The 14,769-nt window shown below is 57.1% G+C and carries 7 protein-coding genes; 3 read left to right on the forward strand and 4 right to left on the reverse strand.

The features are described 5' to 3' along the window. The 3 genes from AO277_RS15755 to AO277_RS15760 form a co-directional block, all read left to right on the forward strand. Positions 1 to 694: carbohydrate-binding protein (locus tag AO277_RS15755; RefSeq protein WP_371411885.1), on the forward strand; the 694-nt coding region annotated here is incomplete at its 5' end. A 786-nt stretch (positions 695 to 1,480) separates the two neighbouring features. After that, positions 1,481 to 1,888 carry a hypothetical protein gene (locus tag AO277_RS29195; protein WP_236691222.1) on the forward strand — a complete coding sequence of 136 codons (408 nt, stop codon included), beginning with the start codon at positions 1,481 to 1,483 and terminating at the stop codon, positions 1,886 to 1,888. A gap of 315 nt (positions 1,889 to 2,203) precedes the next feature. Next, on the forward strand, positions 2,204 to 8,482 hold the full coding sequence (locus AO277_RS15760) for a phosphoinositide-specific phospholipase C-related protein (RefSeq protein WP_236691221.1): 6,279 nt from the start codon (positions 2,204 to 2,206) through the stop codon (positions 8,480 to 8,482). 110 nt (positions 8,483 to 8,592) lie between these two features. On the opposite strand, the gene etfB is transcribed toward AO277_RS15760, so the two are convergent. From etfB to dgcA, 4 genes are all read right to left on the reverse strand, one after another. Continuing rightward, a complete protein-coding gene (etfB, locus tag AO277_RS15765) occupies positions 8,593 to 9,390 on the reverse strand; it encodes an electron transfer flavoprotein subunit beta (protein ID WP_002555662.1) in 798 nt (265 codons plus the stop codon). Beyond that, on the reverse strand, positions 9,380 to 10,600 hold the full coding sequence (gene etfA, locus AO277_RS15770) for an electron transfer flavoprotein subunit alpha (protein WP_044318371.1): 1,221 nt from the start codon (positions 10,598 to 10,600) through the stop codon (positions 9,380 to 9,382). Before etfA ends, etfB begins: the two co-directional genes overlap by 11 nt. Further along, the gene (gene dgcB / locus AO277_RS15775; RefSeq protein ID WP_044318370.1) at positions 10,600 to 12,561 is read right to left on the reverse strand and encodes a dimethylglycine demethylation protein DgcB; all 1,962 of its coding nucleotides are present in this window, start codon (positions 12,559 to 12,561) and stop codon (positions 10,600 to 10,602) included. The genes etfA and dgcB overlap by 1 nt, the downstream gene beginning before the upstream one ends. Positions 12,562 to 12,684: 123 nt before the next feature. Then, positions 12,685 to 14,757, reverse strand: coding sequence for a dimethylglycine demethylation protein DgcA (dgcA, locus tag AO277_RS15780; RefSeq protein WP_044318369.1), 2,073 nt, complete (start codon positions 14,755 to 14,757; stop codon positions 12,685 to 12,687). Between the last annotated feature and the right edge of the window lie 12 nt (positions 14,758 to 14,769).

Raw genomic sequence — 14,769 nt, forward strand, 5'->3', positions numbered from 1 at the left:
CCGAGTCTGCCCAGGTGGCATGACTCAAACAAAAGGGTCTCCGAGAAACCCGGGGCGGTTCAATAATGTTTTTTTACAGCGCGTTGGAAGCGCACCCTTTACTGACACAAGTGTCTTGCACAGCCGTCTTTATGGTTATCAGATCCAGGCGATTGACAGCGTGGGAAACAGCTCTGAGCGCTCTGAAACGCTCTTGGTCACTACAAAGTCAGAGCCCTCTGACGATCGCCCTACGCCACCAGGCAACTTACGCCAGACCGCTGCAACAATGACCAGTGTTTCATTAGAGTGGGACGCGTCTTTCAGTGCACTGGGTGTCGCGTCCTACCGCCTCATAACCTTTGGCGGGGAGACAGTGAGTCTCGACGCCACAACACTCAAGTACACTGTGGAAGGACTAACAGCGGCTAAAACGTATCAGTGTCTTGCCGGCGCGCTCGATACAGAGAAAAACCTGTCTGGCCCAAGCAATGTTGTACAAGCTTCGACCAGCGCAGCGATTCCTGAGTGGAAAACAGCTCAATCCTATTTGAAGGGGGATAAAGTGACGTATGGCGGCGACACCTATATCTGTCTCAATCCTCACACCTCACAAATAGACTGGAAGCCAGGTAGTGCACCAACGTTGTGGGCGCTTTGGGTGGAGCAAGCAGGCGGCAAACTTTATCCCGGTTTGCCGAAAAAATGGCAGTAATCCTCGTGGCGTCAGGTACCTTCTGCCATAGCCGATGAGACGGGCTTGAAAATATAGCGCCGCAATGACTTATCCACACAGCCTTCAAAGCGTTCATGTGGGTGAGTCGTTGCGCTGACGCAGGAATGTACTGGATAACAATCACTTATCCAGATCACCTTGCAAACATTGCACCTGTACATTTTTTGCTCAAAACCTTGTAGCCCACAGTTTCACTGGGTTACAGAGGAGCGCGAACACCTTATCCACAGAAGCGCCAACAGACTTTGGGTACAACTTCGTCCGAATCACTCGGCCTGCTGTGGACAACTTATAAAATGGCTGAAAAACCACCCGAATGGACCAACGCTGCACGCAAAACCCTGCTTTGATCATTTTTCATACAAAACCTCCAAAGCCTTTATTTACAAGGCTTGCAGGTAATCACAAACAACTTGTCCACAAGCACGCGCACAGAGATTGTGGGCAAACCCAGTGGCTGGCAGATGGCAGTGCGCATTTATCCACAAAAAAAATGCAATGAAAATAAAGAGTTAGATTGATCGTTTTTTGAACACCACTCCGAAAGCCACGTTCTAAAAGCCCTTCAGACGTTCACGAACACATTATCCACAGGCGCACGCACAGGGATTGTGTGTAAGTCGTCCTGCAAAGCCGTTTATGCACAGACCTGTCAGGTTTGATAGGTACCTCAGCGCTTGCTCCGCGTATAGGATTTATTCAATGCATTGCCAACTCACTGTGAATGGACTCGGGTGTGCCGTGAAAAAATATCAAAGGATTGTAATGTCGGTGGCATTTGCCAGCGGCCTTCTGTTGGCCTGGCTGGTCACTGCGGCCCCTGGCGTGAGCCCTTCTGAATCATCTCAATCGGCCTCGACTGTTCCCGTCCGGGCAGTCGGTGAAGAAGTGAACGCGGGCACTTTCGAGCAGCCACGGCTGGCAGGAGAACCAGCTTTCAAAGGCGCGGTATTCCTCGACCTGACCGAGCAAGGCAACGTGTTCTATACCGCTGTGTTCGACAGCCAGCCTGATCAGGCTGATCCGGCTTTTCCCGATACGCCACGTTCAACCGAATTCTGGACCTACGCCGGCCAGCATTCAGGTCTGGGGCCGGACCTCAAGTCGTTCGATGAGCCTACCCGTGTGAGTGCCCTGCACATGGGCCTGATTGATAACAAAAGGCTTTGTTAAGCTCGAAAGTGGACGGCACGCCAAGTGCCGAAACACCCTATCCCACCACAGCACAGAGCAATGATTTCTGGGACTTCCTAGGCTTTTTTGATAAATCCGGAACACCTGAAGCCATGAAAACCGATCAGGATCTGGTATGGCCTGGCGTCTTCGTATATTTCGAGCACACCAAAACCGTTTATCTGGCACAGCACACCGGACGCCCAAGTGTTGATGCTTGGCCTGCACCCGGCACAGAGCAAGGCGCTGGGTACTGGAAGTTTGCGGGACCCCTGTCAGGCATAGGGGGTCCCCCTCCCCAAACCCTGGACCGACATGAGCACGTCGAAGGGCTCTTATTATCGCAACCCGCTGAGCCCGCTACGCAGTCACTACTACGCATCCACATTTATCGGGTTTGCGCCCCTTCTGAATGCAGAGTTCCCCAATGACGCGCAGAGCAATCACAACTGGGACTATCGCGGCGCACATGAAGGCTCATATACAGATCCGAAAGCCTTCGGAGAAAACACGGCGCTCGACAAACTGCATCGCGCCAAACTGCAGGGCAAGTGGGTTTCATTCGCGGCGCACTTCGCGGGGGCAGTTGAACAGCCTTACCCAACCTGGCCTGCCAATACCACTTATTGGGGAGTGCGCAGCATCACCCAGAACGCCGGAACCTGGTGGGACCCCAGAACTGATCGGGACACCGAGACCTGGGTCGGCGCTATCCATTCAGCGCCGCAGAGCCAGGGGAAAGCGCTGTATCGTGCGCTGACATCCTGGACCGCGCCGGCAACCGGTTGGGATTACAGCCAGACCGACGAGTTCCATTCGTTGGGGACTTCTCTCCATGCAGGAACAGTGGCCGACCCCAAGACCCAACAGGAATTTACCTGGCCCGGCGCGGTGCATAAAACGCTGATCGACGGCACTCCCGTTTATTTCGTATCGCTGGCAGAGGGCTTTCCCTCCGAGCAGGACTGGCCGCTGCCAACCACACCAGAAAGCAATGAACACTGGTCATATATTCCGGTGATACAACCGTTAGGCACTTTCGAAGCGCCGAGGCAGTTCGCTGACTACAGCCAGGCAGGTTCGGTCTACGTGGATGGCACTGTTCCAGGCGCGCGCACGTTCTATGTTTCCAATTACGAAGGCTACCCCGCCAACGATCTCGACAGCTTCTCGACTGTAGGCATCGCCGATCCTTACTGGGTCTATGCAGGCAGGCACGCAGGCACATGGAGTGACTTCAAGCCCTTCGATGACTTCACCCGGATCGGCGCACTGCATGAGGCCTCGATCAAGGGTCAGCGTGTAGTACTGCGCTCACTGTTCGACGGCATGCCCTCCGCAACGACGCCCTACCCGAATGATCTCGCCAGTAACACACACTGGGAGTTCGTCACGGTGTTCAAACATGCCGGCACGGCAGACGACCTCAAAGACCGTGATGACACCACATGGCCTGGCGCACTGCACCTGGATGAAGATCAGCACATCATTTTTGCGGCCAGGCAGCAGGCTCAACCGGATGCAGGGGGGTGGATTTATCCGGTGGGCGAAACAAGCGATGATCAGTGGAGCTACGTGACCTCACTCAACGGCGGCACAGCCGAAACGCCGCGCGAACGTAACGACATCAACACGCCCGGCGCAATCTTTGCCGACCAGCTTGGCCTGACGCGTCAAAAACTTTTCCGCTCCAGATTTTCCGGATTTGCTCAGGATGTAGGTGCTGTATATCCCTCAGGCGACGAATCCAACGTGTTCTATGAGTACGCCGGAGAACATGCCGGCACCTTCTCGGACCCAAAACCCTTTACCGATCCTACCTGGCCAGATGCGATACACGTAGCAACCATCGATGGTCAACGGGTGTTTCTCAAATCGAAAATCAGCGGAAAGCCCACTTCGCAAACACCTTACCCGCAACAGCCCGCAAGTACAGACTTCTGGGAGTTCATGTTTACCTCCGATCAGGCTGGCACTTACGCCGACCCCAAATCAATGAGCGGCCAGACCTGGGTTGGCGCTGTTCACGAGTACAGCTCATCAGGCCGGCGCCAGTTTTACATAGCTCAGCAGTCCGGAAACCCGACCGCCGACCATTGGCCTCTCCCGACTGCGGGCGATACAGAGTATTGGAAAGTGATGGGCGTGGTCCGGCACAAAGGCACGTTCGCCGATCCGAAAGACTTCGACGAAATGACCAGCCAAGGGCTGATTCACGCCACTACCGTTGAAGGTCAACACGTCTATTACCGCTCTCTCGCACAGGGCATTCCTCAAGCCAATGACTGGAGTTATCCCGTACCTGGAACCGACAACGAGCACTGGCAGTATTTGGGCACAAACGTTCCCGAGGGTACCTGGGCCGATCCGAAAGGCTCCTCAGGATTTACCTCGCCCGGCAGCATCAACGCGATGCAAGCCAGAGACCGTACTCTGTATCTGCTCTCCAAAGTCGATGGACTGCTTGCCGAGCACGACTGGCCGATTCCTCTGAACGGAGAAAATGATTACTGGACAGTAGTCGGAGAATCCAGGCATTCGGGCGATATCATCAATCCCAAGGATCAGCAGGAAGTGACCTGGACGGGAGCGATTCATATGCGCCAGGTCGAAAACACCAGGCATTATTACCGCTCGAAGATTGCAGGCAATCTAGCTGTCATCGGCATCGATCACCCGCTTCCGCTGCAAGCAGCCGGCAACGCCTGGTGGGAGTTCGTGGGCCAAGCCTCTCATCAAGGCACATTGACTGATCCAGTGCAGGCCGGGGAGATGATCAGGCCAGGCGAGACTGTCCGGGTCATCCACACCACGGACGAGTATTACCAGGCTCGTTTTGCCGGTGTTTTCAGTACCGGGCATCCGCTGCCTGACTCACAGCAAAGCAATGAAGACTGGTTTTATGTGGGTAAAAGTGCGCTTGCAGGCACCTTGCAATCACCCAAGGACGCTTACGAAATCACTTGGCCTGGCGCGATTCACCGCTTTGAAGTTGATGGAAAGGTTTACTTCGCAAGGTCCCTCATCGATGGCGTTCCCGGTCAGGGAGGATGGCACTATCCGACACCGCCTGACAGCAACCAGCAATGGTCTTACCTGGACATGGGTATTCACGCGGGCAGTTGGCTCGATCCGAAACCTGAATCCGATGCAACCTGGCCAGGCGCGCTACACGTGGTGAAAATCCCCACCGGTATTGGCGAAAGTTTTACCCGATGGTTCTTCAGATCGAAAATCTGGGGGCATGTGGCGGATGATCCAGAGGGCTATGGGAACGAAAACAACTTTGATCATGTTGGCTTTTCGATTTACCAAGGCACGCTGAACAGTCCCAAATATTTCGACCAGCCAACCTGGGCGGGTGCCATCCATCTGGACCTGGAAACGCGATTTATGTTTGAAGCCAAAAAATCCGGCGAAATGAACGTTGATGTAGGCGAACGGCCAAAGACCCCCACTGATAACGACTCCTGGCACTTTCTGGGCGTCAGCAGGCACTCCGGAACCGAAAACGATCCCAAGGAGTGGGATGAATACACGTGGCCCGGACGTCTGCATCGCTATGAGTATGATGGCAAAACACTCTACTTCCGTGCACAGATGACAGGGACACCTTCAACACATAACTGGTACTACCCCACAGATGAAAGCAGCACCGAACAGTGGGCCTATTACGGCACGACGTCGCATGCAGGCACTTTTGCCGACCCTCATGTACCTGACGAAGTTACGTGGAGGGGAGCGATTCATCGCGTAGAAAAAGACGGCATACGGCTCTATTTCAAAGCCAGACGCGCTGGAATACCCAACCAGCAGAACTGGGCCTATCCCCCAGACGACAGTAGCACTGAACATTTCCTCTACGTAGCGACCGCAAGACACGACGGCACTATCAGCGATCCCAAGAATGAGAACGAGCCCGTCATACCAGGCGACTATGTAAAAACCACGTACGAGGATGGTGATCATTATTTCATCGCGAAAAACAGCGGTGTTCCTTCATTGAATGACTGGCCAACCCCCGCCGATCAACAGGACAACGAAAACTGGGTTTTCTATGGCATCTCCAGGCACGCCGGCACCGTCGATAACCCTAAAGAGTGGAACGAAGTCAGCTGGCGCGGCGCCGTTCATGTGCGCAATGTCAGCGGAATGCGCTTGTTGTTTAGCGTGAACTCCGACAAGGAGGGTATACCTGAGCAGGACAAATGGAGCCAGCCTCCGAACGCGCCACTTGATACGGACGAAGAGAAGAAGCCTCCGGCTCTCGTCGAAAAGTCGCCAGCCTGGAAGTTTCTTCAGGTCACGCACCTCACTGGAACACGCGATCAGCCCAAAAGCCTGGCTGACTGGACGCAGAATGGCCTTGTCCATCAGACAACCATCGACTATCAAAGCATGTTGTTCAGGTCGAAGTTCACAGGCAAGAACGACTACCCCAAGGAGCAGCCCGCTAAAGGCGACCCTGTTGCCGACAAGAGCTCTACATGGTGGGAGTTCTTCCGCAAGGGACGAGGTACGTTCGAAGTGCCCAATACCTGGAACGACTACGCCTACCCGGATGATATCTACAGCTACGACTACCACGGCGAACGGTTGTTGTTCCGTGCAGAAAAAGAGGGTCGTCCGTCCGAAGCGGGCCGGTACTTTCCAACCTCGGAATACAGCACGTCAGACTGGACATATCTCTACAAAAATGAAGGTAACTACGCCGATCCCAAAACATGGAACGAATTTACGCGTGTGGGGGAAATTCATCGTTACGATGAAAATGGCCAAACACGGTTCTTCAAGGCCTTGAAGGAAGGCAGCCCGGCCAGACACAACTGGTATTACCCTGCGGGTGCTGCAGACAACAGTTACTGGACCTATGCTGGCAAGCATGCAGGAACATGGCAGGATCCGAAGGAATGGGACGAACCTACGTACCCCGGCGCCATTCACTCGCTGAATAACATTACTTTTTACCGCTCGAAATTTTCCGGTAACGCAGCCGCGCATTACTGGTATTACCCGACCTCAGAAACAGAAGACGCCCACTGGATCAGGGTCAACAAGGATGCGTATGCAGCGCCGGGCATCAATGACTTCACCAAGACCTTCGATCAGTACACGTGGGTCACTGCGCACAATGCTTATCTGGACGCCATTACTCCACAACTGGAACGCGGTATCAGGGGGTTCATGCTGGATATCCACATGGATGTGGGCGATGACAACGGGCAAAAACGGGTTCGGGTATGCCATCTGCCGGCGATCGGTGCATGCTGGAGGGACGCGCCCTTGTTAAGCGACGTGCTAAGAGAGTTTATTGCCTACATGAAGAAAGATCGAAATGCCGTCATTTCCATGCTTTTCGAATCGACGCTGAGCCCAGCCGAACTGCTCCCGGTGCTGGAAGAAGTGCCGGAAATAGCGGATTACAGCCATGTGTCCAACGGACAAAGCTGGCCAACGGTTCGGGAAATGATCGACAGTAACAAACGCCTCGTCATGTTATCGAACGGGTCAGCGGCGCAGAAGTACACGCTGGCCGGCAAACAGGCCGAGGTTCTTTGGGCACCCAACACGCAAGTTGAGAACTCCTACAACCTGGGTATAACTTCGCTGGTTCATGACTGGCAATGCAAAAGACGCTACAGCTACATGGACCTTTCATTGCGCACCCGTGACGGTGGTTTGCCGCGGCTATTCGTTCTTAATCAATTCCATGCCTGGGGCAGTACTACGCTGCATGCAGGAAACATGGACAACAACCTGACCTGGTTGCAGCGCCGGGTGGAAAACTATTGCGGCGAAGCGACCGGTTGGCGCAAACCCAACTACCTGGGCATTGACTGCAACCAGGTGGGTGACGCGCTGCCCTATGCTGCGGCGCTTTCTCAAGGCGGTCTCTATTTCTACGAAGACAACCGGGCCAACCGTGCGGGGGACACCTCCTGCGTATTGCCGGTGAATCAGGGTGGGGGCACCAGCGGCGTTCAATATGACATGAAGCTTGCCTCACGCGGGTGTGAGAACGACGAACTCCGGTCAATGGAACTTGAGGGTGTTCGAGCGGGCACGCGTATAGAACTGTACGACAACCCCGACGCAGATAAGCAGGATGACTTCACACTGATAGACGTCAAGCAATCGATTCCCATGGGCAAAAGGGTGCGAATCGATTCATTCGAGGGCTCGGCCGATACGTTCTACTACCGCAAGGTCGCCTCTCATAATAATGGGCTTGACGGTAAGGTTTCACGAATAAAAGTGCTTAACAAAGCAGACGATAACGACATAAGCGACGCAAGCATTGTGTTCTATGAAGGCAATGGGGCAACACAGAATATTGTCTGCACGGTGCCCTTCAATGCGGACAGACAATTCAAAATGGGCAGTGGCAATAACAGCTATGGCTGCGACAACGATGAAATACGCTCTGCCAAAATACTCAAGGCCGGTAAGGGATCGAGGTTCTCGGTTACCGGCAAGCCGGACGGAAGTTTTGGCCAAGGCCGTACAGGCGTAACGTTCAAACGAGCCATCTTGCTACCCATCACGATTTCGAGTTTCAACCGCAGTTACGAAAACGCGGATGTAAAAGTCTAGGTCAGTAATGGCGGTGGTCTGGACGGGAGCATTTCCTATGCCTACTTCCAGCCTCTCTCCGAGCAGAAAGGCAAACCGCCCATCAAAGAGGGCAGCACCAGACCATAGCCTTACTTTACGACGCCCTCATCGATCAACAGCTTCAGAATCGCGGCTGCGCCCTCTTCCGGGCGCAGCCCCTTCAGCACTTGGCCTGCGCCGCCGCTGGCCTTGGCAGTGGCGGCTTTCATGCGATCAGCGCCGCTCTTGGCCTTGATCACTTTCAGGCGTTTGGGCCGCGGTCTGGCTGGCTGCAGCGCTTGGTTGGTCAATAACTCATCGGCAACGACCTGAACTCTTTCGGTGTCCAGCGTGCCACGCTGTGCGGGCCCGAATGCGCTCTGTCGAGGTTTGGGAGCCGCGTTATCCACAGTGGCCAGAAACGGCAGGCGGACCTTCAGCCGACGACGCTGGCCGCGAGGCAGAGCCTGCAACACCACTGCGGTACCGTTGTTCAGCGACTCGACCTCAGCCAGACCGGTCACCAGTGGCCAGCCCAGCCTTTCAGCCAACAGAAAAGGCAGCATGCCCGACCCTTCACCGGTTTCAGCCTGACTGCCGGCCAGCACCACCTGTGCGGCAGAATCGCGGAGGTAGTCAGTCAACGCGACCAGCGCATCGGCGCCCTCGGGTTGCTCCAGCACATGCAGCTCGTTGAGCCCCATGCCAAGGTAAGCGCGCAGTGCCGGTTCTTCGGCATTGCCGGCGTGCAGTACCTGCAAGTTATCCCCAGCCAGCTGCAAGCCAAGCTCGACGGCCCGCGCATCCTGTTCGGCGCGGCGCGCACGACCCGATGTCGGGTGCGCCCCGATGGACACCAGACTGATGATCTGTACCGCATGCTTATCCACAGACACTTCAGGCTGCATCGCGCTTACCTCCGCTGCGCCAGGCTTGCACTGCGGCTATCAACGCCGTGAGCACTTCGGCGCTCTCGCCGATGACCGATAGATCAGCGCGTTTGACCATGTCGCACCCCGCATCCAGATTGATCGCAATGACCTTGTCGCAGGCGCCGATGCCCTGCAGATGCTGGATGGCCCCGGAAATACCGACGGCGACATACACCCTTGCGGTCACCCAGGTGCCACTCGCGCCTACCTGCCGCTCGCGGCCCATGAAACCATCGTCCACCGCCACCCGCGACGCCCCTTCGGTGGCCCCGAGTACCGAAGCGGCGTGATGAAACAGGTCCCAGTCTTTGACACCATTGCCGCCAGACAGAATGAATTCGGCTTCAGCCATGGGGATAACTCCGGGGTCGACGGCAACCGCTCCCAGGTCCTCTATACGCGGCAGGCTGCGCGCCACGCTTGTGGACAACTCGACCTCCAATACCTCGTGGCGGGTTTCGCTCACCGGTTCGGCACACTCTACGGCGGCCAGAATCAGACGGGCCAAAGGCCGAACCAGGTCTTCGCGCCCGGCTCCTGCCCGACTTATGCACAGCTGGTCCTTGACCTGCCAGATCCGCGTTGCAGGTCGCTCGCCGATACTGGCGGCAAAACGTCTTCCCAGCTCGCCACCGCCGCTACGGCTGTCCGGCAACAGCCAGTGGCGCGGGTTGACCTGGTTATCCACAGCTCGCGAACCCTGCACGCGCTGTTCCGGTGAATAACCGTCGAACCCGGCACCGTCGATAATCAATAACCGATCCACGCCAGCAACGTCGAACGCAGTTTCCTTGTGTTCGCCGAACACCACTGCCAGCACGGCACCTTCAGCTCCGGCAAGCTGACGCGCCAGCCCCAGCAAGTCGCGATCGTGGCTGCTCAGGCGGCCGCCGACCATATCGGGCACCACCGTGATATAGAACGCTGGCTCGACGATGGCATGCAGTGGCAACTGCACGTCGGCAGCGGCCGAACGCTTGACCGCGCCACCCTGCTGAGCGCCGCTACGGTCGATGCGCTTTATACCGTTGGGACCGATAAAACCCAGGCCATGCACGTTCTTGCGCAGCAAACCGTTTGGTCCCATCCAGCTGTTCAGCGCCGGCTGCATGGCCGCATGCAGTGGGTGCAGTCGATTGCGGGCAATCCACTCGGCACGAGGGTCGCGGCGGATAATGTCGCTCATCAGTACACCTCCGCGGGTTCACGTTTGCTGGCAACAGACGGGCTGGGGATAACTTCTTCAATCAGCGCATCGGCCACCAGCTCGGCGATATCCTTGATCAGCGGGCGTGGTTCAACCACGCCTTCAAGCATGGCCGTGCACTGTGGACAACCGACTGCTACCACCTCGGCAGCGGTTTCACGAATGTCGTCCATGCGCATGTCGGGAATTCGCTGTTTGCCGGGGATATCGGTGATCGGCGCGCCGCCACCACCGCCACAGCAGCGGGAACGAAAGCCCGAGCGCTGCATTTCCCTGATTTCTATACCCAGCGCACGCAGCACGTCACGAGGGGCCTCGTACTCGCCGTTATAACGGCCCAGGTAACACGGGTCGTGATAGGTCACGCTGGCACCTTTGTGCTGGCCCAGACTCAATGCGCCATTGCGCACCAGTTCAGCCATGAAGGTGCTGTGATGCTGCACCTGATAGTCACCGCCAAAAGCGCCATATTCGTTTTTCAGCACATGAAAACTGTGTGGGTCGCAGGTCACGATACGCTTGAAGCTGTAATTGGCCAGGGTCTGAATGTTGCGTTGGGCAAGTACCTGAAAGGTTGCCTCATCGCCCAGACGCCGTGCCACGTCACCGCTGTCGCGCTCTTCGAGGCCCAGCACGGCGAAATCGATCCTGGCCGCTTTGAGTACTTTGACAAAGGCGCGCAGCGTGCGCTGATTGCGCATGTCGAACGCGCCATCGCCGACCCAGAACAGCACGTCCACGCTCTTTCTCTCGCTGAGCAGACTCAGGTTCAGATCCGCTGCCCAGTTCATCCGACCACCCGGTGCAAAACCGCCGGGGTTATCGGTGGCGATCAGGTTATCCAGCACCTCGGCACCCTTGTTTGGCGTCGCGCCCTTTTCAAGGGTCAGGTGACGGCGCATGTCGACGATGGCATCGACGTGCTCGATCATCATCGGGCACTCTTCGACGCAGGCTCGGCACGTGGTGCAGGACCACAGCGTTTCGGCGTCCACCAGCCCGTTGACGATGGGCTGATGCGGATTGCCGCCATGCTCGCCCAGCGGCTTGCCTTTGCCATCCAGCGACGGATATGGACTGCCCGCAAATTTTGCGTCGGTGCCACCGGCAAGGCCGACCACCATGTCCTGAATCAACTTTTTCGGGTTGAGTGGCTGGCCTGCCGCAAACGCCGGGCAGGCCGCTTCGCACTTGCCGCACTGCACGCAGGCGTCGAAGCCCAGCAGTTGGTTCCAGGTGAAGTCCTGAGGTTTCTCCACACCCAGCGGTGCGGTTCGATCGTTCAGATCCAAAGGTTTCAGGCCCGTGGAACGTCCCCCAGCAAAACGCTCGGCACGCCGGTGCCAGGCCAGATGCAGCGCCCCGGCGAAAGCATGCTTCATCGGCCCGCCCCAGGTCATGCCGAAGAACAGTTCACTGATGCCCCACAACACGCCCAACCCGAGGATAACGACCAGCACCCAGCCACCAAAATGCTCGGGAAGAATGCCCGCCACCGGCAGCGTGACCAGAAAGAAGCTCGCTGAAAACGCCATGAGGCTTTTCGGCAGGCGCATCCAAGGCCCTTTCGACAAACGCGCGGGCGGATTGAGACGACGCTTATAGACAAATACCGCGCCGACAAACATCACCGCCGTCATTAGCAATAGCGCGTAGCCAAGAACGCGGTTATGCAGGCCGAAGCCGTGCACCAGAATCGCCAGCACGATTGAGGCAACCGCACCCCCTGCAGTGGCAACGTGGGTGTTGGCGATGTATTTATCGCGTGCGACTACGTGGTGCAGGTCAACCATGTAGCGCTTGGGCATGGCCAGCAGCCCGCCGAGCAAGTCGACTTTCGAGGGCCGTCCGTTGCGCCACATGCTCACCCGCCGCCACGCACCCAGCGCCGCAAGGGCCAGGGCGCTGAACAGCAGGATGGGAAGAAGGGTGTCTAGCATCACGTTGCCCTCAAGATGCAAGCTTTAAGCTGGAAGCCTCAAGCTGCAAGCTGCAAGCTTCAAGAAAAAGTACCGAGCAAAGGCTTCTACTTGCAGCTTGAAGCTTGCAACCTGTAGCTGTTCTCAAAAATCCTTGCACAGGCGCAAGCCGTCATAGATCGCTGCATGGGTATTGCGCTGCGCCACGCAGTCGCCGATACGGAACAGCAGGTAACCGTCGCCCGGCTGGCTCAATGAAGGCTGTGGCTGAATGGCGAATAGCGCATCGATGTCAATCTGGCCCTTGTTGCGCGAGCCTTCCTTGAGCGCGTAATAGATAGCTTCGTCAGGGCGCACGCCGTTCTCCACCACCACTTGATCGACAACTCGCTCCTCCTTGGCACCGGTGTATTCGTTTTCCAGCACAGCCACCAGCTTGTCGCCCTCGCGATAGACTTTTTCCAGCATCATGTCGCCGGTCATGATCACTTCCTTGGGGTACATGCTGCGGTAGTAGGTCGGGAACGAGGTTCCGCCAATTGCCACGCCCGGCTTGATGTCATCGGTGACGATCTCGACCTGGCTGCCCTTGTCGGCCAGATAGTCGGCCAGATAGTCGGCCACCGACATGCCGGTGAACTCGCAGATGGTGTCGTAGACCAGCACGTTCTTGCCGGGCGCCACCTTGCCGTCCAGCACATCCCAACTGCTGACCACCAGGCCTTCAGCCGCACCCCAGTGTTCGTTCTGCTCAAGAAACGGGTGACCGCCGACCGCCAGCACCACGATGTCCGGGCGCAGGTCGAGGATGGTTGCTCCATCGGCCGCAACACCCAGACGCAAATCTACTTTCAAGCGCGCCAGCTCCAGCTGGAACCAGCGCGTAATACCGGCAATCTGGTCGCGCTGCGGTGCCTTGGACGCGGTAGTGATCTGCCCGCCGATGAACTCCTTTTTCTCGAACAGCGTTACGTCATGGCCACGCTCGGCAGATACCCGAGCCGCTTCCATACCGGCAGGACCGGCACCGACCACCACGACCTTGCGTTTTGGCCCGGCTGATTTTTCGATGATGTGCGGCACGCCCATGTATTCGCGGGACGTCGCAGCGTTCTGAATGCACAGCACATCCAGCCCCTGATACTGGCGGTCGATGCAGTAGTTGGCACCGACGCATTGCTTGATCTGATCGATCTGGCCCATCTTGATCTTGGCGATCAGGTGCGGGTCGGCAATGTGCGCGCGGGTCATGCCGACCATGTCGACATAGCCGCCTTCCAGAATTCGCGTTGCCTGGTTCGGGTCCTTGATGTTCTGCGCGTGCAGCACCGGGGCCTTGACCACTTCCTTGATCCCGGCCGCCAAGTGCAAAAACGGCTCCGGTGGATAACTCATGTTCGGAATGACGTTGGCCAGGGTGTTGTGGGTGTCGCAACCCGAGCCCACCACGCCGATGAAATCGATCATGCCGGTGTCGTCGTAATACTTGGCGATCTGTTTCATGTCCTCGTGACTGAGACCATCGGGGTGGAACTCGTCGCCACAGATGCGCAGGCCCACACAAAAGTCGGGGCCGACCTCCTTGCGCACCGCCTTGATCACTTCCAGGCCGAAGCGCATGCGGTTCTCGAAACTGCCACCCCATTCATCGGTGCGCTTGTTGACCCGCGGGCTCCAGAACTGGTCGATCATGTGCTGGTGCACCGCCGACAACTCGACCCCGTCCAGCCCACCGGCCTTGGCACGCGCCGCTGCGCTGGCGTAGTTGCCGATCACTCGCCAGATCTCCTCCGGCTCAATGGTCTTGCAAGTCGCACGGTGTACCGGCTCGCGAATGCCTGACGGCGACATCAGGGTCGGCCAGTGATCACCATCCCAGCGCGAGCGACGGCCCATGTGAGTAATCTGGATCATGATCTTGGCGCCGTGCTTGTGCATGGCGTCGGCGAGGTTCTGGAAGTGCGGGATGATTCTGTCGGTCGCCAGATTGACCGATTTCCACCAGCCTTGCGGGCTGTCGATGGCGACACTTGATGAGCCGCCGCAGATGGCCAGACCGATGCCGCCCTTGGCCTTCTCTTCGTAGTACTTCACATACCGGTCGGTGGTCATACCGCCGTCTGTGGCATAAACCTCAGCGTGCGCGGTACTCAACACACGGTTACGGATTGTCAGTTTGCCAATCTGGATCGGCTGGAACATCGCTTCGAAAGCCATAACGCGATCCTC

Origin of the sequence: Pseudomonas amygdali, assembly GCF_002699855.1 — a bacterium.
In the GTDB taxonomy this organism is placed as follows: Bacteria; Pseudomonadota; Gammaproteobacteria; order Pseudomonadales; family Pseudomonadaceae; genus Aquipseudomonas; species Aquipseudomonas amygdali.